The following is a 25,226-nucleotide window of genomic DNA, read 5'->3' as shown; positions in this document are numbered from 1 at the left end:
AGCAAAGGAAACATCTAAAAAATTAATATAACCGAACTTTAAGAAGTTACGCCTTGACTATTTAGATGACCAAACAATATCAAGCTCTTTAGCAGCTTTGACATCATCTAAACGACGAGCTGGTAGATTATATGGAGCTCCTTTTAAATATTCAGGATTTTCTTTAGCAATATCACGAATATCTACCATTGCTTGGATAAATTTTTCCATACTATCGACATTTTCAGTTTCAGTAGGCTCTATTAGCAGACACTCTGGCACTAATAATGGGAAGTACATGGTAGGAGCATGTACGCCTCTATCTATCAAACATTTAGCAAAATCTGTAGCTGTGACACCATATTTTTGTAACTCAGGCTTCAAAGTTACAATAAACTCATGTGAAGCCCTTCTTTCTGGATAAGCTATAGTAAAACCTTCCTGTTTTAAACGTGCCATCATATAATTAGCATTTAAAGTAGCTATTTCGGATGCTTGTGTCAGACCATTGCCACCTAAAAGAGCTGCATAAATATACGCCCTAATTAATACGCCAATATTACCATTAAACGCAGATAATCTGCCAATAGTATTTGGCACATCTTTTTCTTCTAACCATACAAATTTATCGTCTTTTTTACCAACCATTGGTATTGGTAAAAACTCTTTTAGCTTATCATTCACAGCTACTGGACCAGCACCTGGACCGCCACCACCATGAGGAGTAGCAAACGTTTTGTGTAAATTCATATGTAAAACATCAAAACCCATATCTCCAGGACGAGTTTTACCCATGATAGCATTTAAGTTTGCTCCATCATAGTACAATAGACCGCCTGCTTCATGCACCTTCTTAGCAATAGTTGCTATGCTTCTTTCAAACACACCTACTGTAGAGGGGTTTGTTAGCATAATACCAGCTGTTTTAGGTCCTAGAACTTTTTCTAAAGCTCCAAGATCAATATCACCGCACCTTTTAGTAGGAATTTCAATAACTTTTAGACCACAAACTTTTGCAGTAGCTGGATTTGTACCATGAGCAGCATCTGGCACGATGATTTCATCCCTTTCACAATCTCCACGCTTTTGATGATATGCCTTTATCATAGCAACACCAGCAAACTCACCTTGAGCACCAGCCATAGGAGTCAATGAAACGCCAGTCATACCAGTTAGTTCTTTAATAACTTCTTGAAGATCATACAAGCACTCTAAAGTTCCTTGTATACTTTGACTATTTGCATATGGATGCCTTTCCAGAAACCCTGCTAAACTAGCATACTTATGAGCTGCGCGAGGATTGTACTTCATGGTACAAGACCCTAATGGATAAAAGTTAGTATCAATACAAAAATTTTTACGTGATAACTGCGTGTAGTGTCTAACAACATCTAGCTCTGCTTGTTCTGGTAATATAGGTTTTTTAGAACGAAGCATATTTACTGGAATATTTGAAACATCACCTTTTTTGCTAGGCATTACAGCTGGTGAGTTTACACCTCTAGTTTTTTCAAAAATAACCATTTCCTAACCTCCTAACCTAGCTAAAACTTTTTTAGCTGTAGTGATATAATCGATAATGTCTTCTTGTGTATGGATTTCAGTAGAGCAAATCATAATAGAGTTTTCTAAATCAGTATGGTACTCACCTAAGAAATAACCAGCATCTATACCTTCTTTTTCCATCTCTTTTACAAAATTTTGCGCATTTACAGGTAAATCAACAACCACCTCATTAAAAAATGCTTCGCCAAACCTAACTCTAACACCATCTAGCTTAGAGAGTTCATTAGCTAGGTTTGTAGTATTTTCGTGTGATACACTAGCTACACGATGTAAACCTTCAGCTCCAAGTAAACTCATATAAATAGTTGCTGCTGTTACCATTAGACCCTGATTGGTACATATATTTGAAGTAGCTTTCGCACGACGAATATGTTGCTCTCTAGCTTGTAAAGTTAGACAAAAACCTTCCTTACCATCTAGATCAACAGTTCTACCAACTATACGTCCTGGCATTTGACGTACATAATCCATTTTACAAGTCATAAAACCAAAATACGGCCCACCAGAAGCTAAAGGCACGCCCATAGGTTGACCTTCCCCACAAACAATATCAGCACCATTTTCACCCCAGTCAGAGGGTGATTTCAAAATTGCTAAAGACATAGGATTAGTAACAGCAACAACCAAAGCACCCTGGTTATGAGCCCAATTAGTCAAATTATCAACATCAGCAATTTGGCCTAAGAAATTAGGGCTTTGAATTACTACAGCAGCATAGCTTTGACCTTGACACTTTTCTAAACTACTTATGTTTGTTTTTCCATTTCTTGAGTCTAGTTCGACTATATCTATCTCTATACCCTGATGCTTAGTAATAGTTTCTAAAACTTTTAAATATGTAGGGTGTAGCGCCTCTATAATTAACACTTTTTGCGACTTAGCTTTTTTATTAGAGCGGATTGCCATTAGCACAGATTCAGCTAAAGCTGTTGCTCCATCATACATAGAGGCATTAGAAACTGCCATGCCTGTAAGCTCTGCCATCATAGTTTGGTATTCATAAATGACCTGTAAGCTACCTTGAGAAGCTTCTGCTTGATATGGCGTATAAGCTGTATAAAATTCTCCTCTACCCACAATATCCCAAATAGCTGATGGGATGTAGTGACTATATGCTCCTGCTCCAATAAAGTTGGTATTTTGATGATTCTTACCTGCTCTTTTTTTCGCAAGGTTAGCTAACTGAATTTCATTTATCCCATCTTTGATCTTTAAAGCTTTTGATCTTAATTGTGATGGGATTTCATCAAATAAATCGTCTATTGAAGAAACTCCAATAGTATCAAGCATTTTTTTAATCTGCTCTGGTTTATGCGGAATAAAAGACATATACCCTCCTATGCCTTTGTATAAACTTTACAAAAGGTTAAAGATTTTTAATTAACTAAAAAAGTTTTGCTATGCTACGACTTAATAGTAGCGTCTTTTTTTTGACTCCCTAACTATTAATCCTACAGCCAAGCCACAGAACAACTTTAGTTACGTATTAATTTAATTTGTATTTTACGAAAAACTAGTCTTCTATGTTTTTTGCATAGTCTTCAGCACTTAACAAGCTAGTCAACTGAGACTTATCAGAAACTTTCATCTTAAATAACCAACCATCATGGTATGGTGTTTGGTTAACTTGTGAAGGATCATCAACTAAAGCTTCATTTACTTCTATAACTTCACCATCTACAGGTGCGTATACATCTGAAGCTGCTTTTACTGACTCAACTACACAAGTATCATCACCAGCTGCAAACTCCTCACCAACTTCAGGTAACTCCACATATACTAAATCACCTAATAAAGATTGGGCATGTTCTGTAATACCTACAGTTATCTCATCACTATCTACTTTTATCCATTCATGAGTTTTTGTATATTTCAAGTTATTAGGAATATTCGACATTTTATAACCTCCATACTTATAAATCAGTTAAATTTTAAAATTTATATTAATGACTTCCCGTTTTTAACAAACCTAGGCTTAACTACTTCAACCTCTAATAACTTTCCTCTGATATTAACTTTTGGGTTACCACCATCTTTAGGGATATATGCCAAAGCAATAGCAATTTTTAAAGTCGGTGAAAAACTACCACTTGTTATGTAACCACTTTTACCATTATCAAATACTATTTCTTGGGCTGCTCTAAGAACTCCTTTTGATCTTAATATTATACCAACCCACTTAATATCTATATCTTTAGCTTTTGTAGCTAAAAAAGCTTTTTTACCTATAAAATCTCGTGACTCATCAGATAAATCCACACTCCAACTCAAGCCTCTTTCTAGTGGAGTTGTATTTATATTCATATCTAAGCCATATAAATGCATACCAGCTTCTAGTCTTAAAGTATCTCTAGCACCTAAACCAGCGGGGCTTGCCCCTAAGCTAATTAATTTATCCCAAAATTCCACAGCGTTTTCAGCTGGTAAAATAATCTCAAAACCATCCTCACCAGTATAACCTGTACGAGCAAACATCCATTTGTCAAATACGCTAAATGTAAATGACTTTAGATCTAATACTTTATCAACAATATCAGTTGATAAAGCTTGTTTTACAACATCAGCTGCTTTTGGTCCTTGGACAGCTACTATTGCTAAATCTTCTTGTGGAGTTATATTAACATCAAAATTTGTAGTATTTTTTCTAAACCATGCAACATCTGACTCTCTATTACCTGCATTTACAACTATTCTAAAATGTTCAGAACCTATCTTATAAGTAATTAAATCATCAACTATTCCAGCCTCATGATTTAACATACACCCATACTGAGCTTGGTTAGACTCTAACTTAGCAACATCATTTGCAAGTAAATAACGTAAGAAAGCTTCTGCATCTTGTCCTTTTATGTCTACAGCAAGCATATGAGAAACATCAAATAAGCCACAATTCTCACGAACATTATTATGTTCTTGAATTTGTGAACCATAATTAATAGGCATTGACCAGCCTGAAAAATCTACCATCTTAGCATTTGCAGCAAGATGACACATATATAAAGGAGTCTTAAGCATAAAAAAACCAATGATTTTTTATATTAATAACAACAATATACATTTTTTAAATTTTTTTTATAAGAGTCTAGATAAAAAATATTCTACTCTTCATTAATCACTTTTATATAAAGCTTACCATCTTTAGACCTTTCTGGACCATGTATATCGGTATCAAAACCAGGGAGCATAGATCCAATTTTTTCCAGCATTAATAAGAAATCCAAAATCACCTTCGAATCGGCAGTAATTTTTTCCCCAGGGAATATTACTGGTATCCCGGGTGGATACGGTAATATCATAACTGCAGAGACATGGCCATATAATTCAGCTAGCGGAACTTTCTTAACCTTACCTTTAAGTAATTTCTGAAAAGCTCTATGCGGGTTTATTTGTTGCTCTGGAAGCGCATTAAAAGCTTGGTACATAAGCGTAGGTAAATTAGCTTCATACATATAGTTATGCAACTGTTCACTAATTTCCTTTATTCGTTTATCATCATAAAACTTCGGATCCTCTGCATATAAAGTTGGCAACATCTTTTCTACTAAAGCATTTTCGTCATACATCTGCTTAAACTTATTTAGAACAGATATAAGTCTTACAGATTTTGCTTTTGTTGTACCCAAACTAAATATAAACAGTAAAGAATATGGACCTGTTTTTTCAACTACGATATCATGCTCGTCTAAAAACTTAGCAACAACGTCTGCTGGTATACCCCAATCTTGTACCTCATTGTCTTTTATTCCCGGAGTCAATATAGTTATTTTTAATGGATCAAGTGATAAAAAATCTCCATCTACATCTTTAAATCCATGCCAGCTATCAGTATTCTTTAGTAACCAAGTTTCTTTATTTGAAATATCATCTGGTTGCCAAACATCAAAAAACCATCCTTGGGCTTCGGATTTTAATTTGACTAATTCTTTTCTAAAATCCATAGCTAAATTAATAGTTTTATCTATCAAATTATATCCTTGTTCACCATCCATCATAGCTGCTGCTGTTTCAGTACTTGCAACTATTGGATAAAACGGTGAGGTTGATGTATGCATCATAAAAGCTTCATTAAGTACTTCTTCACTATAATCTCCTTTTATATGTAACATCGAGGACTGACTAAATGCTGCTAGTAACTTATGTGTTGAGTGTGTTTCAAAAACAACATGCTCAGGCTTAGGGACAATTTGCATAGCTGATTTATGCTTATATATAGGATGAAAGATAGCATACGGTATCCATGCACCATCAAAATGTAACTTTTTGATATCTAGTTCATTATGAATTGTATCTGTGTTATATAAGATACCATCATAGGTTGAGTTTGTTATAACCGCATATTCTGGCCATTTATCAGCAATCTTACTTTCCTGTATTTTTTGCTGTATAGCTTCTTTTCTAAACTCTTTTCTTGGAATACCTCCAATAATTCCATAAGCATTTCTAGTTGGCTTTAGATACACAGGGTTTACATCTACCATCATCATAAGGTGAGTTACAGATTTGTGACAATTTCTGTCAACTAAAATAGTATCACCATCAGTAACACTATACATACCAACAATTTTATTTGCAGTTGAAGTACCATTTGTGACTATTAAAGACCTGTCTGATTTAAAAACCTTTGATATATATTCTTCCGCATCTTTATGCGCATCAGAATGATCAAGCAAGCTTCCAAGTTCTTTTACAGAAATTGAAAGATCTGTTTTAAATATATTCTCACCAAAAAAATCATAAAATAGTGCCCCTACTGCTGATCTTTGAAAACCATAGCCGCCTTGATGCCCTGGCGTACAAAAAGAAGAGTTAAAAGATTTAGAATACTTAAACAGCTCATATGTAAATGGCGGCAAAATATCATTAAAATAATTAATTATAGTTTTGTTGATAAAATCTGCATCTTCCCCAGCTAAAGCATCATACTGTAAGAAATTAATATTCAAGTTAAAATCTTTTAGATTAAGCTTGATACTATTGTTATAGTCAGAAACCACGAATATAGGTAACTTTGTATTTAAATGTGCTATGTCATGAAAAGCATCAATATTAAAACTTGCTCTATCTAAAACTATCGAACATATTCTAGAATTTTCCTCAAGGATATCGACAACCTCATCCATATCATCAACTGCTAAAGTATAATACTTATAAGCCTGGAGATCCTTTTTTATTTTTAAAAGGAAACTTTCTTTATATGATTTTAAATTGTTTTTATAGACAAAGACTATTGTTTTCATACTCTAACCTTAACACCGAATTTTAAATTATTTTATACTATGCACTATACCAAAAAACTATTAACAATAAAGGTTTATTAGCGATATCAACTTAAAATATGAAAATCTTAAAATTTCATTACAGTTATTACTAAAAAGTTTTTTTCATATTTTTTCACGTAGTTAGAAAAATATAATTTTAGTTTGCAAGAGTCCCTTCATTACTCTAAACTAACATTGGTAGTTTAAAAATCTTTTTGTGCAAATTCTACTAGTTTGAAATAGATTACCAGTTATATTACAATTCACATAACTTATATAAATAGGAAGAGATTATGAGAATACTTTCTGTTCAAGATATGTCTAGCATCGTTACTAAACATGGGTTTGATAACTTTGTAAATGATTTAGTAAAGTATCTTAAAGAAGATTTTCTAAGGTGGAATGAATTTGACAAATCACCACGCTATGCTGCTCACGTTCCAGGTGGTGTAATAGAGCTTATGCCTACAGCTGATAAAAAACTATTTACTTATAAATATGTAAATGGCCATCCTAAAAACCCAGAGTCAGGCAAACAAACAGTAATCGCTACTGGTCAGCTTAGCGAGGTTAAACATGGCTACCCACTGCTAATTTCTGAAATGACATTACTTACAGCTTTAAGAACAGCTGCAGCTACAATTTTAGCTACTGATTACTTAGCCCGTGAAAATAGTAAAACGATAGCTTTAATTGGTACCGGAGCTCAAAGTGAGTTTCAAACTTTAGCTCATAAACTAATCCGTCCTATAAAAACAGTTAGATACTTTGATACAGATCCAAAAGCTATGAAAAAGTACGCTAATAATATGAAAGGTGCAGGACTTGAGTTAATAGCTTGTGATAGTGCAAAACAAGCCTGTGAAGGTGCTGATATTATAGTCGTTTGTACTGCTTGTAAATTACATGCTACTGTTATAGAAAATGACTGGATTAAAAAAGGCGTTCATATAAATGGTTTAGGCGGTGATTGTCCGGGTAAAACTGAGCTTGATAAAAATATTTTGTTTAGAGGTAAGGTTGTTGTTGAATATACACAACAATCTATGATCGAGGGAGAAATTCAAAATCTAACTCAACAAGAAATTGATCAGGTTTTACATGCAGAAGTCTGGGAAATCGTTACTGGAGCTAAAAAAGGTAGAGAAAGTGATGATGAAATAACGATATACGATTCTGTAGGCTTCGCAATCGAGGATTTTTCAGTATTACGCTTGGCTTTAGATTTAGCAGAAAAATATGATATTGGTAGCCAAATGGATATGGTTCCACCTATTAAAGATCCTAAAAATTTATACTCTATTCTTTAACAAAGGCTCCAAGCATATGTCTCAGACCATACTTGTGAATAATTTCCAAAGACTGATTAAATAGACTCGCTTGCTGCAGCAGTGATGCTTCAAAGAGCAAGTTGTTATACTTAAATTAACAAATCTAAACAGTCCACAGGAGTCTATAATGAATATTACAATATTAGCTATAGATATTGCAAAAAATATTTTCCAATTACACGGCAACGATAAGTTTGGTAAATGTGTTTATAAAAGACGCATAAAAAGAGATAGTTTGCTTCGAACAATCGCTAATATCCCAAAATGCACAATTGTTATGGACAACATTTACTATATTTAATTAAATTTAACTTCCCACGAGCTAAAAATATTAAGCCTAGTTATTGTTATTCCTTACATAACAATTAACTCCCCACTGATGCAGCGCCTCACTCAAAATAAATCCATTATACGCTGATGCTCCGGAAGAAGAAGAGTTTGAAAAACCAGCGCCATTTGAAACATACAACACTGAAGTATACCCAGTTGGAGTACGAACCGGCTGTAGACCCTGATTATTAGTTGTAGATGATCCAACCGCTAAAGTTGCAGCAGCTCCAGCCATCTCATAACCGTCTTTACATGTAAAAATCAAGCTATCATGTAGTAGCTCAAACTTGATCTGACAGTCACCAATTAATTTGAGACTGAATTTATTTCTAAACTAGTGTCAGATTTATCAAACATATTACCTAAATTTTTCTCTTTTGCCAAAGGTTTTGAGTCAATAAAAGTTTTCATAGGCGTTTTCCATAACAGTGCTTACCAGAATGTGGTCTATCGTTATTGTAATAATCCAGCCATATATCAACATCTTGCTGAATCTCCTCAATCGTTGAATAAACCTTTTTTCTAAACATTGTCTCATAACATTCATTTTTCATAGTTTTATGAAATCTTTCACAGATACCATTAGTTTGAGGGGAGTTAGCTTTTGTTTTAGTATGGTCAATGTCTTCTATGCTTAAGTACATCTGGTAGGAATGATTCTCCAGCTTTCCACAATATTCCGTGCCTCTATCTGTTAATACTCTTAATAGATCTATTCCATGTTCCTCAAAGAATGGTAATACCTTATCATTAAGCATATCAGCAGCTACTATTGCATTTTTTTCTGTATATAACTTAGCAAATCCTACTCTAGTATACGTATCTACAAATGTCTGTTGATATATCTTACCTATACCTTTTATATACCCTACATAGCTATCTTGAGATCCTAAGTAACCTGGATGATGCGTTTCAATCTCACCAGTAGCAACCTTTTTAGCTTTTTCTTTTTCTAAAGCTTGTAATTGAGCTTCTGTAAGTATAAAGCCATCTTGAGCTACTTTGGTCTCTAGTGCTGTTAATCGCTTCTTAAAATTCTCTAAGTCATGTCTAAGCCAAATAGATCTAACTCCACTTCCTGAGACTAATATTCCTTGCTTTGCTAATTCATTTGATACTCTATGTTGTCCATACGCCGGATATTCATAAGCCATATTAACTACTGCTTGCTCAATATGTGCCTCAACTCTATTTTTCTCTAATGGCTTCTTACGGGATATTTCTTGTAAAGCTAATTCTCCACCATTATCGTATAACTCTTTAAAGCGATAGTAGCTGTCTCTTGAGTAACCCATCACTTTACAAGCTTGCTTGACATTACCTAATTGTTTTGCTAATTCTAACAGACCTAATTTGGGTTTGATTATCTTTTGAGATGCATTCATTTTATTCTTCCTTAATTTGACATCTTATTTTATACACAATGTCAGATTAAGTCAAAGCTATTACAGATGAATCTGACGTATTAGTAACAATCCATCCTCCTTTACCTAGTACTTGTGTTAATTGATTAACTTGAGTATTCCAAGCATATGCCTCAGACCATACTTGTGAATGGCTATTTAAGTTATTTAACTTTTTTTAAAATTATACCTCCACCAGTCGTTTGATGAGCAGGAACATCAACTGAAATAAAGCCTCCATTATCTTTTTCATATTTATAAACTACTAGACTATCAGTATTATTAGTTACTAGTATATTCCCAGATAAAGATCTATTAACTGAAATATCAGCATTTATATTACTACTAGAGTTTAAAAGTTTACTATTATCTTTTTCTGTAACTTCAAATTCTCTAAAGAATTTATTTTTTCCGTTCGCTTCACTTATAGCAACAATGATTTTTTGATTATTATTACCATCTATCTTTATTTCATTTTTATTATTTTGAAATTCAGTGATGTTAATAGTGTTCTTATTTACATCATTAGCCAATAAAAAACTAAATGAGCTCAATATCATTGTAGATATTACTAAAATATTTTTTTTCATATTTTATATTACCTCTCTTACTTTATTACTCTAAACTAATAAATATTTGGAAGTTTAAAAACTTTTTCAAAATTTATGTTATACAAGTCACTCTACCAATTTTTTCAAGAAATACTGCTAATTTTGACTATATTAGCGAATACTTTCAATTGTCATGTAATACTACAATATATAGTTTCTTTTTTATTCTCAACAAATTCATAGTAACTTTATATGATTAATTTAATATATATATAATAGCAAAAGTAAACATACATTATCAGATATACTTTTTAAAAAAAGTTCAATGAAAATTAAAATACAAAGTTAGAAAGTACTAATATGTGTTGGAATTGGTATAACAGATGCAATTAGAAACTACTGCAATATCAGTTGCCCGTCCACTAGCCTATAAACCTTGTCCATCCGGCTAGCAAGTTGCTCATCATGAGTTACTATTACAAAACTAGTTCCAAAATCTTGGCTTAACTGTTGAATTAACTGAAATATACTTTCTGAACGCTGGCTATCTAAATTACCAGTTGGCTCATCTGCCAGTATACAGTTTGGATTAGTAACTAGTGCCCTAGCGATAGCAACTCTTTGACGTTCACCACCTGAAAGCTCAGCTGGTTTATGATCAAACCTTCCTACTAGACCAACTTTAGCTAAAATTTCTTGGGCTAACTTAATAGATTCTTTTTTAGTATATTTTTTAGTAATAGCCAAAGGAATCATAACGTTTTCTATAGCTGTAAATTCTGGTAATAAGTGATGTAATTGGTAAATAAAACCTAAGTGTTTGTTACGCATTAAAGCTCGTTTATTAACGGACTGATTGTCAAATCTTTCACCCATTAAATAAACTTCTCCAGCTGTACATTTATCTAACCCGCCAAGAATATTTAGCAAGGTAGTTTTACCAGATCCAGATAATCCTAATATAGCTATTTTCTCACCTTTTTGGATATCCAAATTAATATTTTTTAGAATATCTATTGTATTTTTAAACTCTATATATTGTTTAGAAACATTCTTACAGCTTAATACAATTTCTTTATTCATATCTAAGTGCCTCCACAGGTTGTACTCTTGAAGCACTCCAAGCTGGATACAACGTAGCTATAAAACTTAAAATCATTGAAACTATAGTTACTTTTATAACGTCATCTAACATAAGTTTTGACGGTATATAGTCAATCAAATAAACATTTGCACTAACAAGCTGTCTACCTGTAGCGTGCTGGATAAAGTTAACTATTTCAGTAGCATAACTAGAGAGTAAAACTCCCAATAACACTCCTAAAATAGTACCTATTAAACCTATAATAAAACCTTGGTAAATAAATATTGTTAGAATCTGTCGTGATGACATTCCCATCGTTCTTAATATAGCTATATCACTACGTTTATCAGTAACTACCATTACCAAAGAAGATAATAAATTAAATATAGCAACTGTAATAATTAAAAGTAAAATGAAAAACATCATCGTTTTTTCCATCTTTAAAGCATCAAAGAACGATTTATTTTCATCGGTCCAATCTCGAGTAAAATAGTAAGACTGTATAGCCCCATCGTTAAGTTTATTTTTTATCTCTGGAGCATCATAAATGTTATTTACGCCAAGTTGTAAAGCTGAAACATTATCACCTAACTGAAAAACCTTTTGTGCATTTTTAATATTTATAAGCGCATAATAAGCATCATACTGATAACTAACAGAAAAAATTCCTGAAACTGTAAACTGCTTAATTCTAGGTATCATACCGGCTGGAGTCAAGCTCACCTTTGGTACAATAAGCGTTACCTTATCACCTATTGTTACTCCTAAGCTATCAGCTAAAGCACTTCCTAAAACTATATTGTATCCTTTATCATCATCTAGTGTCGCCAAAGAACCATCTATAATATGCTCTGCTATAGGTAAAACTTTGGTTTGGTATTTAGGCTCTATACCCTGTATTTGCACAAAAGCTGTTGTACTACCACCGCGATTTGCGCTTAATAACCCTTGTGAATCTATGACCGGTGCTGCTGCTTTTACCTTAGGTATCTTAGATTCTATTTGCTTTGCAACACCTTGCCAATCTTCTAATTTCCCGCCTAACTCATAAACTTTCAATGGTGGCACCATCATAAGGATACGACTTTTAATCTGCTCATCAAAACCATTCATTACAGACATAACTGTAATAAGCACAGCTACACCTAAAGATATCCCTAAAAAAGAAATTGCAGAAATGATAGATATAAATCTATTACGTTTTTTCGCACGAATATATCTTAGACCAATAAATAAAGGAAGACTTCTAAACATCTATTTTTTTATACACATAAAACTAAATATATAGGATAGCATATTAAAGATTGAAAAACATTTTAAAATCTACCTATGCAAAAACTATTAGGAAACAATACCAAATTTGAAAAGTCCTGACGATTACCTACTTTCACCTGGGCAAATGCCAGACTATCATCGGCGTTAGTCCGTTTCACTTCTGAGTTCGGAATGGGATCAGGTGGTTCCAGACTGCTATTATCGTCAGTGCATATATGATACTCTTCTTAATTTATAAGTCAACTATTAGTTTTAGTATTGCCACAAAAAAACTTATAAATCTTCACCTATTTGGTATTTTTCTAATAACAATAAAACCTCCTCGCCACATTCTTGATAAGCTTTAAGCTCACCACTAGCACATGCATGTGCTTTAACAGATAGTGAATCTATCATGAACTGTTGTGAATCAATGTCTGAAACATAAGTCATTAGATTATTCCAAATACCTTTATCAGCCTAGTATTTATAACGCTTATGGATGGCTCTACTATTACCATAATCCTTGTGAAGATATTTCCACTGAGCTCCTGTTTTTAGGATAAAAAATACAGCTTCTATGAATTTTCTTAGTTTAACTGTATCTTTCGTATGTAAGCCTTTTTGTGATGTAAGAAAAGTTAAAATAGTTGACCAATTTGATTTTGATATATAATATTCCATGTCCATTAAGTATATTTTTTGTTTCGCAAAAAATATTTAAATATACTTACATGCATATTGCAAAAAATTTTGTTCATGGAACCTAATAAATTAAAAGTTTATGATTTCTTTAAAAACTGATACCAAGTATTATAATATAACTATATTGAGAGATCTCTTTAATGATTTGCTAGTCCGTATGCGACTATGGTTCAAAGCTTACTAAATTTTCTCATAGAAAAAATATACATGTAGCTTCTATAGCTGAGGCTGATTCAGTTATTAATGAAATTATAAATATAAGAATAAAACACGGGTATAGTGTAATATGAATTTAGATATTAATCCTCAATTTTCAAAAGCCTTAGATTTATTAAAAACTGGTGAAGAACATTTGTTCATTACAGGCAAAGCAGGTACAGGTAAATCAACGTTACTTAATCACTTTTGTAAAACAACTAAAGATAAACCTGTTATTCTCGCTCCAACAGGCGTAGCTGCTCTAAACGTGCAGGGTCAAACTATTCATAATTTTTTTAATTTTTATATAGATGTAACTCCAGATAAAATCATCAATAAACAAATAAGACCTAAAAACCATAAAATATACCAAAAAATAAATACCATAGTGATTGATGAAGCTTCAATGCTAAGAGCTGACCTATTAGACTGCATAGATGTTTTTTTAAGAATCTATGGTAAAAATGAAACATTACCATTCGGAGGAGTCCAGATGGTATTTATTGGTGATTTATATCAGCTCCCACCAGTTGTAAATAAAGCTGAAAAGAAAACCTTTGCTAGTTTATATGATTCTTCTTATTTTTTTAGTGCTAAAGCTATACAGAATATTGAACTTAATATAATAGAGTTAGACAAAATATACCGCCAAAAAGATCAAGATTTTATTGATCTATTAAATAAGATCCGAAACAAAACAATTGAGCAAATAGATTTAGATAAGCTCAATAGCCAATTATATAATAATACAAATACTTGTGATAAGTTTACTATAAACCTTACCTCAACAAATAAAAGTGCTGACCAAATTAATGAAGCTAAACTTGGACAACTTAAACATAAGTCACGCTTTAGTCATGCAATTATTACTGGTGATTTTGGTAAAGAATACTTTCCCACATCTCCTGAGCTTCAATATAAGATAGGAGCTCAGATAATGATGTTGAATAATGATTCAAATAATAGGTGGGTTAATGGTAGTATTGCTGAAATAATAGATGTTCAATACGATGAGGATGAGCAGGAATACTTAAAGGTCTTATTAAATGACTCTAACAGAGTTGTTAAAGTCTACCCTCATACATGGGCTGTATATAGATTTTTCTTAAAAAATAGTAAATTAGTTTCAGAAAGTATAGGAAGCTTTACGCAATATCCTTTTAGATTAGCTTGGGCTATAACTATTCATAAAAGCCAAGGTAAAACTTTTGATAGAGCTATCATTGATCTTGGAGCTACATCTTTTGCAAGTGGACAAACGTATGTCGCTTTGAGTAGATGTACTTCTTTTGAAGGAATAACCCTTAAAGTTCCAATCAAAAAGCACCATGTCAGAGTTGACTATAAGATCTATAAGTTCTTAACTGATTACGCATATAAAAAAGCTAATGAAAAACAATCATTTGATAGAAAACTAGAAATTATAGAAGAAGCTATACAAAGTGAAAACGAATTAAGTATCATCTACCTTAAAGCTAATGATACGAGATCTGAAAGAGTCATAATCCCAATATCTGTAGGTAGACGAATTTATCAGGGTAAGAAGTTTTATGGTTTGCTAGCATATTGTACTTCACAACAAGAAGAACGCATGTTTACTGTAGATAGAATTCTTGAGATTACATAATTATAACTATATGACATATAGCTGTATATGTTGTTATATATACTATTATTCTTCTTTCGCTATTCTTTTATTAAGGCCTTTTTTTAAAGAAATAAAGCATTGAGATTAACTATTTGCTAATATAGACAGACAATAAAAAAATATAGTAAATTATGTTCTTTAAAAATCTAACCGCATTTAAAATTACTGATATAAATATTGATACGTTTGAAGAATCAATTAATAAGCTGGCTTTTATCCCATGTAGTAAATCTCAAAAGTCTACTAAAGGGTTTGTAAACCCTTTCATCAAAGATGATGAAAATTGCCTCTTTAGGTTTAATCACCTAGCTGTTTTTTGTTTATTGACTGAAGATAAGCTACTTCCTGCGCAGATAATTAACCAAGAAGCACAAGCTTATATAGAAGAGTTAGAACAAAGTCGTTATGTAAGTAAAAAAGAAAAATCTGAGATTAAAGAAGATACTGAACAAAGACTTCTGCCACAAGCTTTTAGTAAATTTAAAAAGGTATACGGTTACCTAGATCTTACAAATAGTTATCTAGTTATTGATAGTGTCTCTGAGAATCAAGTTACTAAAATAGTAGAACTATTACAAAGATGTGAAGCAAGATTTGAATTAGTTCAAAAAGAAGAGTCTGAGATACTTACTCATTGGTTTATTGATAATGCTAACCCTTTAGATGTTGAAATATCAGATAAGTGTAAGCTTACTAGTGATATTGGTGATGGTATAGCTAATATTTCATGTCAAGGCTCCGCTGTGCTGAATGATCAGATAAAATCATTTGTAGAGGCTGGTGGTTATATAACTGAATTAGCTATAATTTGGAAAGAACAGTTAGCCATGACTGTTAATACCAAGCTACAGTTTAAATCAATCAAATTCTTAGATGGTATTAAAGATCTAAACAAAAATGAAAGCCATGAGGCTGACCTTCTTTTAATGTCTGATACCTTCGCTGAACTAATCAACTCGATAGAGAAATGGCACAATGGATAAAAATATGTTGAAAAAGTTTTGAAGCTAAAAACCGTACTGCTAGAGATGGTAGAAACCCTAAAATTGGTAAAACCTTTATATACAACCCACTAACTTATACTACCCCAAACTAACCGTACTACCTTCTGCTATTAACCTACTAATATCATTAACAAACTCATATATTGAGAAAGGCTTCTGTAAAGTATCAAAATTAGCTTCTACTCCGTCTAAAGATATAACTATCTCTAAAATATTTGATTTTTGGTCACTATGAGAACTAATATTGTTTTTAAAGTTATTAAGGACTTTTATTAGGTTAGTAGGGTTTATATTTTCACCCTTTAACGTTAGCCTAACTTTACTGAAGTTTTCGTCTATGTATTGAGAGATTGGTTGGACTTTATCAACACTTAGCTTATTTCTCTCTCGCTGTATATCTCGGCTAACTTTACCTTCTACTACAACTATATCATCAACACTTATACTGTCTTTAACAGATGCAAATATATCTTCACTAACTAAACAATCTACTCTATCAAACTCATCATCAATATTGATAATATACAAAATTCGACCAGTCTTAGTCTTTCTACGAATAGTTGGAGTTATCATACTTGCAATAATTCTAACTGAATTTCCATCCATATTTGAGCGTTGTATTTTTTCAAGGTCACTAAAACTTACATGATTACGCCAGTGACTTTCTTCATCAAGAATATGTCCAGTAAAATACATGCCCAAAGCTTTTTTTTCATTTATTAATAATTCCCTTAAGCTCCATTCTTCTGCGAAACATTCTTTTTCAAATTCAGAATCTGTATCACTTTCTTGTTCTGTAAAGCCAAACAAATCATCTTGACCAGCAGCATTCATCTCGTTGACGTAACCGGCATTTTTTATAGCTTTTTCTATAGAATTAAAAGCTGTAGCTCTGTTTTTTGAAATACCATTTATAGCGCCAGCAAAACATAACGCCTCAAGAGCTTTTTTATTGACTTTACGTAAATCTACTCTACGACATAAATCAAAAATTGAACTGAATTTACCTGCTAACTCCCGTTCCGTAAGAATACTTTTGATAGCTTCTCCACCAAGCCCTTTTATAGCTCCTAAACCAAGTAATATAGTACCTTTTGAAACAGCAATACAAGCATATACACTAGTGTTTATATTAGGGGCTTGGACTGATATTCCCATGTTTTTACAATCTAGAATAAACTTAACTAACTGATCAGTATTACCCATATCACCAGACATGAGAGCAGCCATATATTCATCAGGATAATGCGCTTTTAACCAAGCAGTTTGATAAGCTATCAAAGCATATGCAGCAGCATGGGATTTGTTAAAACCATAACCAGCAAAAGCTTCCATCTGGTCAAATATTTCATCAGCTAAGCTAGACTCAATGTTATTGTATTTTTTAGCACCTTCTTTAAAAATCTTACGTTGTTGCTCCATCTCTTCTGGTTTCTTTTTACCCATTGCTCTACGTAAAAGGTCTGCCGCTCCGAGAGTGTAGCCAGCTAGTTTTTGTGCCATTTGCATTACTTGCTCTTGATAAACTGGTATACCGTAGGTTTCCTTAAGGACCACTTCAAGTAAAGGATGTAAATAAGAAATCTGCTTACGCCCATGTTTTCGGTCTATAAATATTGGGATGTTTTCCATAGGTCCTGGTCGGTATAGCGCAACTAGTGCAATAATCTCTTCAAAATTTGAAGTGCCAAGATCTTTAACTATCTGACGCATTCCCTGTGATTCAAGCTGAAATATTCCTGTAGTATTACCAGCTTGTAAAAGTTTATAGGTTAATTTGTCATCTAAAGGAATATCAGAAATATTTAAAAAAGGTTCACCAGCTTTTTTCTTAGCATTAATACTTTTAATAGTGTTATTTATTATCGTTAAGTTTTTTAAACCTAGAAAGTCAAACTTGACTAAGCCAACGTCTTCCACATCACCTTTGTCAAACTGAGTAACAATATCCCCACCTTTGTCCTCACAGTATATCGGAGCAAATTCAGATATAACTGTTGGTGATATAACAATACCCGCTGCATGTTTACCTAAACTACGTGGTAAGCCTTCAAGTTTTTGGGCTTTTTCAACTATTTCTGCAACATCCTCATCAGATTTCATTTCCTCATATAAAGGCTCGCCTTCATGAAGAATTTTTTTAAAAGTTGTACCAGGTGTTTCTGGAATAAGTTTAGCTATCCTATCACCAAAACCAAAGCTTTGCCCCATAACTCTAACTACATCACGCACAACACCTTTAGCAGCCATTGTTCCATACGTAATAATCTGGGCTACACTTGCCTTACCATACTTTTGTTCAACATATTTGATTACTCTATCTCTACCTTGGATACAAAAATCTATATCAAAATCAGGCATTGATACTCTTTCTGGGTTCAAAAATCTTTCAAAAAGTAACCCGTATGGTAAAGGATCAATATCTGTAATTGATAAAGAATAAGCTACTAATGAACCAGCTCCTGAACCACGTCCAGGTCCTACTGGAATATCATTTTCTTTTGCCCATCGTATGAAATCTTCAACTATAAGAAAATACCCTGGAAAACCCATATCACAAATGATATCGATTTCTCTTTGTAATCTTTCTTTATAAGTTTTAATTATATGCTCATGTTTGTCTGCAGACTTAAGCGATAATATTTTTTCTAGACGCTTTTCTAGTCCTTTATAACATATTTTTGAAAAATATTCTCTCTGTGTTAAACCTTCTGGGATACCAACAGTAGGTAATGATGGTTTACCAAGTTCAAATGTAACGTTACAACGCCTTGCTATAGCTAAAGTATTGGTTAACAATACTGGTAAACCACCAAAGGTCTCGTGCATTTCTTGTGATGACTTTAAATATTGTTCTTGGGTAAACCTAGATTTTCTAGTCTCATCTAAGATAGTTGTTTTCTCGTTAATGCAAGCTCTAATTTCATGAATATCATAATCTTCTGAATTCATAAATACTGTTAGATTAGTAGCTACAGCAAGCAAACCTTTTTCATGGGCCAATTCTAAAGCTTTTTCAACATATGTGCCTTCATTTTCATAACCTAATTTATGGATTTCTATAAAATAATTATCTTTGCCAAAGATACTAATATACTCTGATATAACTTCTGAAATTTTACTAGAATCTTTTGAAAGTATAGCTTTACCTAACTCGCCATTTTGACCGCCGCTTAAACAAATAGTATTTTTAAAATCCATTTGATTAAACCATTCTTTAGGCACTAAAGGAATTGAGCCTACTCTATCAGCCTCCTGATATGCTCTTGAAATAAGGTTAACAATATTTTGATACCCTTGATTATTTTCAGCTAGTAATATTAAATCACATATCCCCAACTGAGTATCTATTTTTAGCTCAACACCAAATATTGGTTTGATGCCTGTTTTTAAGGCTTGTTTATAAAATTTAACAGCTGCAAATAAATTACATACATCAGTCAAAGCTAAAGCAACTATATCTTTTTGTTTAGCTGTTTCAAAAAGCTCATTTAGCCTAACTGTACTATCAATAACAGAAAACCCTGTATGAACCCTAAGGTGAGAAATCATTATAAATATTTTTTTATAAATAAATTTAACTACAAATGTTACTATAAAAGAATTATAAAATCATGGTAGAATTTGTCTATGAGCTTTAAATGGCCCCAAACATACAGTAAGTACTGCACATTAGCGGTTAGTAGTGCTGGGCAGTTTTGCGTACTTTTTTTGCCATGAAAAAATTATGTCGCTATAGCTTACTCAGTAAGCAGCGAAATCTGTTTTATTTATAAAAAATAATTCTTTGACTTTTCAGGAGCGACGAATTAGGTTTAACTACCGAAAACTTAGTTTATTAGATAATTTAGAGTCAAGAAAGTCACTAATATGCTTTTGCTTATCTTTAAGGACAAAATCATTATATACAATCATATAAACTAAAACTTTACGAACATAGTGCCTAGTTTCACCGAATGGTATGTTTTCTATCCAAATGGGAGCTGGGACTTCTTTGCTATTTAACCATTTAGCTACATTTCCAGGACCAGCATTATATGCTGCTATGCCCAAGATTATATTCTTATTAAAAAGACTATCTAGAAAATATAAATTTGCGGTACCAATTTTAATATTATTCTCTGGAATAAATATTTGAGTGTCAATCTTATCCAGCTTAGCTCCAACTAAAGATAGTTTATATTTTTTAACTATAAATTCTGCTGTTGGTATAGTTACTTGCATTAAACCTTTAGCACCCGCTGGTGATTTCGCTTCTATATCAAAAAGTGACTCTTTTCTCATTATAGAAAGGATTAGACCTTTATCAATAGCATACTTATCAGCATTCTCCTTAACCTTAGAAATAAAAGCCTTAGGAAATAGCAAGTTAATATTTGAATACTGACCAATAACTGACATATTAAATATAGCTGCATAGTACATATTCTCATTAGCTACTAATTGAGCTAATTTTTTTATTTCATCTTTTTGATCATTTTTTAATTTGTTTCTAATACTCCATTTCCATAAACTAGTAGAATCTGTATACTGATCAATCTGGTACAAATCAATAGCCTGTTGTATTGTTTGTTCTTTTAATAAGTCGTTAATATCTTTAGTGTCTAGCTTATCATTAGGTTTATCACCATAGTTATATGGTTTACCCAACTCATCAGCAGCCAAAAATGAATAATATTCTAAAGGTTCTTTAGCTAACTGCTCAAATATTTGTTTCGCTTTTTCTTGTTGTCCTAATTTCTTATAACTATATGCTAACCAATATCTCCAAGCATTGTCTTGTTGAGATTGCTTAGGAAGCTTACTATAAGTTTTTATATAATCTTTAAAATCACTATTATATAGATCTACTCTTAATAACCATTCCCAAACAATAGTATCTAGATATCTCTTATCTACTTTATCAAGCCAGTGTTTGGCTTGTAATGATTGAGAACGCGCGAAACTTACTGCTATTTCAGAAATACACTGATGTTTCGTTTTCTCATTTAGATACCTTGTATTTTTTAAGCTATCCCAAACTTTAGCATAATTTTCCGAATCCTTTTTGATTAAATTTTTCGATATCTCTACAAAGATATCATTAAACTTTTTATATCTATTAAATTTTGAAATAAAATCATCTAGCTTACTAGGATCTTTTGTAGCTTCTTTCCAAGCTGTAATGTAATTCACATAATCATCATTATTTTTTACATAAGTATTTAATAACCATAACGCATCGCTAAATTTACCTGCAAAAGCCAAAGTATAAGCTTTAGTTACAATATAATCTTTAGCTTTATGATCATAGTTATCCCAATATTTTTGCATTTCATTACAACCAGATGGCATATACACCCTATCTTGCCATAGCTGAGCATATGCGTTTAAAGCCTTTTCCTTATCTTCTTGCTCATACTGAGCTTGTATACTCCAACATTTTCCGGAAACACCTAGACCACCTGTATAGTATTTATCAAATAACTCCCAATTATGATTTTTCGCATAATACGTCGCAAGGTCATCAGATAATTGCGATAACCAGTATGTGTCTTTGTTATCCTTGTAATAACTATCTATAGTCATTTGATCAAAAATACCTGGTTCTGAACTAATCTCTTTATACTGCAAATAAGAATAAATACTCGTATCTTTAAGCTTCGATTTGAGAAAATAATAAGACTTATAGTCTTTGTCATACAATGCCTGAATGGCTTGCTTTGAGGACTTAATTTGCTGATCTGTCAGACTATAGCCAAATTCTAAACTCGTTATAGTTAAAAAAACGATAAAAATTTTTTTTGTCATTACTGTCCTTTATTATATTCTTTGTATTAAGCTAAAAACGAAATTTGCTGATTTTTGTGCTGCCATTTTAGCAAATTCATCAAAATTTTCTGGTGCGTCACCATCTGCAGTATCTGATATACTTCTTAATATTAAACTTGATATACCAAGCTCATTACATACTAAATTAACACTACCACCTTCCATCTCTATAGCTTTTGCAGCAAACTCGCCTACTACAAAATCTTTTTTTACTGTATCGCAAATAAACTGATCTCCTGTAGCAATTACACCCATTTTAAGATCTAACTCTAACTCTTTTGCTACCAGTTGAGCTTTCTGTAACATCTCTTTACAGGTATCTATTTTGATCTCTGAAACTGGATTTTTACCATGTGGATAACCAAATGCTGTTATATCAACATCATGTTGTACTGTCGCTGTAGCTGCTAGCAGATCACCGACTTGTAGCTCTTGTAATCCTCCAGCTACTCCAGTAAAGAGTAAACATTCAGCTCCAAAACGCTCAATCATAATAGCTGCTGTCATGGCAGAAAATACTTTACCTATTTTGCTATATGCGATAACCAATTCTTTATCTTGGTAATTAGCTAAGTAATATTTGTTATTTGCATATTCAACTATTTGATAATTGTCTAATTTTTCTAGTATAGGCTGGATTTCAATTTCCATCGCACCAAGTATAGCTATTTTTCTCACTGTTTTTCCTCAACTTCAACTTCTATCCCATGTTTTTTTGCAAACTTAAAAAAAGATAACAAAACAGTTGTTACTGCCGATACCCTAGAAGAGGAAGCTATACTCTCAACAGCACCTTCTAATAACACCATCAGTCTTTCTAATAAATTTAGTAAATAATCGAAAGAGGATTCCACATGAGATTTATTATGGTATGTAAAGTTCCAATAAACTCCAATGGGTTAAAAAATGCTACACATAAACATTTAACTCTTTCAGGTAGATATTGTATACAAAATTTACTTGGATTAGGATACCTGGAGACAGAAATAACCAATATTGTAAATTTTTTGTAAAATACTATTTGCATTAGCAAATAAAAAATGCAAAACCTAGTTTCATATTTTAAACACACCATAATATATAAAATAGTATATAAGCAGCAAATATGAAGGTATTTTTACCAAGCTCTGTAACAAATATTACTTCGGCCATTAATAGTTATTAAATATGTTATTAAATTTGTAATATTTATACTATATATGGTAACCCATAAGTCACTTCCTATCAAAAACTTACTTTATATATCAATTTCACCATATATAAATCAGAATTTTTAACCTATAAACTTCTTTCAAGTTTTAATTGTTTAGTATTTAGACTAACATAAACAAAGTAGGAGGATGAATATATGAAATATTTTTGTAAAATATGTAAAAAAGAAAAGATGGGTGGATATGATGGAGAACCTTGTAACTTAACTCGAGATTGTTCAGGGAAAATGGTGCCGCTATCATTAATTTTCGGAACTGATTACAATAATTTTAATACCTATTTTCCTGAAAAAATAACAAAAACTATGTATAACGGCGAAGAATATATATTGCCTAATGAAGTAGAGATTACAGGAAAAAAAATAAAATCCATTCATAAAGGTGAAGAATATATATTACCTGATAAAGTAAAAATCATGAAAAGCATAGTCAATGAAAACAATAAGCGGAGGCAAAGAAGAATTGATTTAATTCCTACTTTAACAGAGAAAGATTTTGAAAGGAAAATAGTGTATGAACAATCTTTAGCTGGAAGAAACTTATTAAATTCACTAAGAATAGATAATCCTGTCCACGCATCACAACCAAACCTTGTTCATTTTATTTGGTTTGGTCGAGTACTACCGATAACATATCTCTGTAACATAGCTGATTTTTTAAGTCTAAATCCAGAATACACAGCTATAGTATGGACATCAGACGTTCAAACAATGAGCGAATATGTAAGTCATGTGCCATGGAAAAGGGAACAAGCTGGAAAAACTATGGGAATAACTCAACCAGGTCTAAGGAACGATTTAGTCCTGCTACCATCGAAGAAAAGTTTAAGTTATTTAGATCTAGCATACACTGCTCGACAATCCACCCCAATGTCGGATGGATTAATGAAAGATTATAAAATGTTAATGTCTAAAGAAGCTGTTTATGCAGATAAAGTTGAATTAAATAAATCTTTTCCTGACGGAGTTCAGCAATTTAAAAAGCTATATAGAAATGGTCGAATAAAGATTCTTAGCGTACTTGACTTGGATGATAACATAAACAAAGCATTCGTGGAAAATAAAATTGACAAAACACAGTACAATGCAATACGAGAGCTATATGATCTCTCATTGAATCTGATAGGAGGACCGAATAAACATTTCGCTATGGCAAGTGATATCCTTCGCTTAATTTTGATTTTAACGAAAGGAGGACTTTATCTTGATACTGATACTTATTTTCACCCTAAAATGAAAGAAGCAAATAAATTAATTCGTAATAAAGATTCAAAAATAAGTCTAGTCCTGGGAAGTAAATATGCTAGTGCAACATATACTGCATATAATGCTATTATGTATGGGCCACAGTACTCTAGAGGAGCATTAATGATGTTAGAATTTATGTACAATAAGTTGCGAAAGTCTGTAAACTACGGTCGCTTATCTGAGGTATTGATAAAAAAGGACTTAGATCCTCAATTTGTCCTAGACAATACAGGACCATCGTTATATGAACAATATTTATCACTTGTTGGGGACGAAGGAGTTATTGCGACAAATGAATTTGCTATTATTGAATCAGACAAAACGTGGAAATAACAGGATTGATGTGGTTTGTCGTAAACTGACAAGCCTCTGAATTTATAATAGGCTTTTTCGAAATAAACTTCACGGTAATTTAGCATTTAGACAGACTAACGAGAAGTAAATTGTAAATATTTCTTAGTTCCTCTATCTTTGCTGTGTTGTGTTTTTTACATATTAAGCTATAGGGTTATTTTTTACCCAAACTACTGTAACTTGTGCATAATGAGTGTTTCGACTAAACTTGATTCAAATTTAATTAGTAAAAATATACCACATAAAAAAAATGAACATAGAAATTCTACAGAATTTTAATAAAACTGGAGTC

Annotated in this window: 18 protein-coding genes, 1 rRNA gene and 2 pseudogenes; 4 read left to right on the top strand and 17 right to left on the bottom strand. The window is 32.2% G+C overall.

The window, feature by feature from the left end:
• Positions 1-57: 57 nt before the first annotated feature.
• From gcvPB to ldcC, 5 genes are all read right to left on the bottom strand, one after another.
• A complete protein-coding gene (gene gcvPB, locus FRA_RS03150) occupies positions 58-1,503 on the bottom strand; it encodes an aminomethyl-transferring glycine dehydrogenase subunit GcvPB (RefSeq protein ID WP_035718780.1) in 1,446 nt (481 codons plus the stop codon).
• 3 nt (positions 1,504-1,506) lie between these two features.
• The gene (gcvPA, locus tag FRA_RS03145) at positions 1,507-2,874 is read right to left on the bottom strand and encodes an aminomethyl-transferring glycine dehydrogenase subunit GcvPA (RefSeq protein WP_035718779.1); all 1,368 of its coding nucleotides are present in this window, start codon (positions 2,872-2,874) and stop codon (positions 1,507-1,509) included.
• A 184-nt stretch (positions 2,875-3,058) separates the two neighbouring features.
• Positions 3,059-3,442, bottom strand: coding sequence for a glycine cleavage system protein GcvH (gene gcvH / locus FRA_RS03140; RefSeq protein ID WP_035718777.1), 384 nt, complete (start codon positions 3,440-3,442; stop codon positions 3,059-3,061).
• 41 nt (positions 3,443-3,483) lie between these two features.
• Complete coding sequence (gene gcvT, locus FRA_RS03135) at positions 3,484-4,560, bottom strand: glycine cleavage system aminomethyltransferase GcvT (protein ID WP_035718776.1); 1,077 nt, start codon at positions 4,558-4,560, stop codon at positions 3,484-3,486.
• 83 nt (positions 4,561-4,643) lie between these two features.
• A complete protein-coding gene (gene ldcC / locus FRA_RS03130; RefSeq protein WP_035718774.1) occupies positions 4,644-6,782 on the bottom strand; it encodes a lysine decarboxylase LdcC in 2,139 nt (712 codons plus the stop codon).
• A gap of 314 nt (positions 6,783-7,096) precedes the next feature.
• Between ldcC and FRA_RS03125 the strand changes: the two genes are divergently transcribed.
• Entirely contained in the window at positions 7,097-8,113 is a 1,017-nt protein-coding gene (locus tag FRA_RS03125; RefSeq protein WP_035718773.1) for an ornithine cyclodeaminase, read from the top strand.
• A 358-nt stretch (positions 8,114-8,471) separates the two neighbouring features.
• Here FRA_RS03125 and FRA_RS03120 read toward each other — a convergent pair whose 3' ends face one another.
• The 8 genes and pseudogenes from FRA_RS03120 to FRA_RS03085 form a co-directional block, all read right to left on the bottom strand.
• Positions 8,472-8,729, bottom strand: a complete 258-nt coding sequence (locus FRA_RS03120; protein WP_155960858.1) for a hypothetical protein — start codon at positions 8,727-8,729, stop codon at positions 8,472-8,474.
• Positions 8,730-8,770: 41 nt separating this feature from the next.
• Positions 8,771-9,849 (bottom strand): annotated as a pseudogene (locus FRA_RS03115) (IS481-like element ISFw3 family transposase).
• Between the two features lie 182 nt (positions 9,850-10,031).
• Positions 10,032-10,457 carry a hypothetical protein gene (locus FRA_RS03110; protein ID WP_035718767.1) on the bottom strand — a complete coding sequence of 142 codons (426 nt, stop codon included), beginning with the start codon at positions 10,455-10,457 and terminating at the stop codon, positions 10,032-10,034.
• Between the two features lie 357 nt (positions 10,458-10,814).
• The gene (locus FRA_RS03105) at positions 10,815-11,501 is read right to left on the bottom strand and encodes an ABC transporter ATP-binding protein (protein ID WP_035718766.1); all 687 of its coding nucleotides are present in this window, start codon (positions 11,499-11,501) and stop codon (positions 10,815-10,817) included.
• The gene (locus FRA_RS03100) at positions 11,494-12,756 is read right to left on the bottom strand and encodes a lipoprotein-releasing ABC transporter permease subunit (RefSeq protein ID WP_035718765.1); all 1,263 of its coding nucleotides are present in this window, start codon (positions 12,754-12,756) and stop codon (positions 11,494-11,496) included. The genes FRA_RS03105 and FRA_RS03100 overlap by 8 nt, the downstream gene beginning before the upstream one ends.
• A 114-nt stretch (positions 12,757-12,870) precedes the next feature.
• Positions 12,871-12,986, bottom strand: a 5S ribosomal RNA gene (gene rrf / locus FRA_RS03095).
• 64 nt (positions 12,987-13,050) lie between these two features.
• Positions 13,051-13,140, bottom strand: a pseudogene (locus FRA_RS03090) (peptide deformylase); the annotation flags it as partial.
• 96 nt (positions 13,141-13,236) lie between these two features.
• The gene (locus FRA_RS03085; RefSeq protein WP_162173583.1) at positions 13,237-13,440 is read right to left on the bottom strand and encodes a transposase; all 204 of its coding nucleotides are present in this window, start codon (positions 13,438-13,440) and stop codon (positions 13,237-13,239) included.
• Positions 13,441-13,747: 307 nt separating this feature from the next.
• Here FRA_RS03085 and FRA_RS03080 point away from each other — a divergent pair, with 307 nt between their 5' ends.
• Positions 13,748-15,286: an AAA family ATPase gene (locus FRA_RS03080; RefSeq protein ID WP_035718764.1), complete on the top strand. Its 1,539-nt coding sequence runs from the start codon at positions 13,748-13,750 to the stop codon at positions 15,284-15,286.
• Between the two features lie 152 nt (positions 15,287-15,438).
• On the top strand, positions 15,439-16,290 hold the full coding sequence (gene rdgC, locus FRA_RS03075) for a recombination-associated protein RdgC (protein ID WP_035718762.1): 852 nt from the start codon (positions 15,439-15,441) through the stop codon (positions 16,288-16,290).
• A 99-nt stretch (positions 16,291-16,389) separates the two neighbouring features.
• Here the strand turns inward: rdgC and dnaE are convergent, their stop codons facing one another.
• The 4 genes from dnaE to FRA_RS03055 form a co-directional block, all read right to left on the bottom strand.
• On the bottom strand, positions 16,390-19,863 hold the full coding sequence (gene dnaE, locus FRA_RS03070) for a DNA polymerase III subunit alpha (protein ID WP_035718761.1): 3,474 nt from the start codon (positions 19,861-19,863) through the stop codon (positions 16,390-16,392).
• A gap of 267 nt (positions 19,864-20,130) precedes the next feature.
• Positions 20,131-22,101, bottom strand: coding sequence for a transglycosylase SLT domain-containing protein (locus tag FRA_RS03065; RefSeq protein WP_035718759.1), 1,971 nt, complete (start codon positions 22,099-22,101; stop codon positions 20,131-20,133).
• A gap of 12 nt (positions 22,102-22,113) precedes the next feature.
• Positions 22,114-22,800 carry a 5'-methylthioadenosine/adenosylhomocysteine nucleosidase gene (locus FRA_RS03060; RefSeq protein WP_035718758.1) on the bottom strand — a complete coding sequence of 229 codons (687 nt, stop codon included), beginning with the start codon at positions 22,798-22,800 and terminating at the stop codon, positions 22,114-22,116.
• The gene (locus tag FRA_RS03055; protein ID WP_464110838.1) at positions 22,797-22,931 is read right to left on the bottom strand and encodes a hypothetical protein; all 135 of its coding nucleotides are present in this window, start codon (positions 22,929-22,931) and stop codon (positions 22,797-22,799) included. The genes FRA_RS03060 and FRA_RS03055 overlap by 4 nt, the downstream gene beginning before the upstream one ends.
• 539 nt (positions 22,932-23,470) lie before the next feature.
• Between FRA_RS03055 and FRA_RS03050 the strand changes: the two genes are divergently transcribed.
• Complete coding sequence (locus FRA_RS03050; RefSeq protein ID WP_035718755.1) at positions 23,471-24,913, top strand: glycosyltransferase; 1,443 nt, start codon at positions 23,471-23,473, stop codon at positions 24,911-24,913.
• Positions 24,914-25,226: the final 313 nt, after the last annotated feature.

The sequence above is a fragment of the Allofrancisella heilbronnii genome (genome assembly GCF_000710735.2).
GTDB lineage: Bacteria > Pseudomonadota > Gammaproteobacteria > Francisellales > Francisellaceae > Francisella > Francisella frigidaquae.
This window is presented reverse-complemented; position numbering and strand designations above follow the sequence as displayed.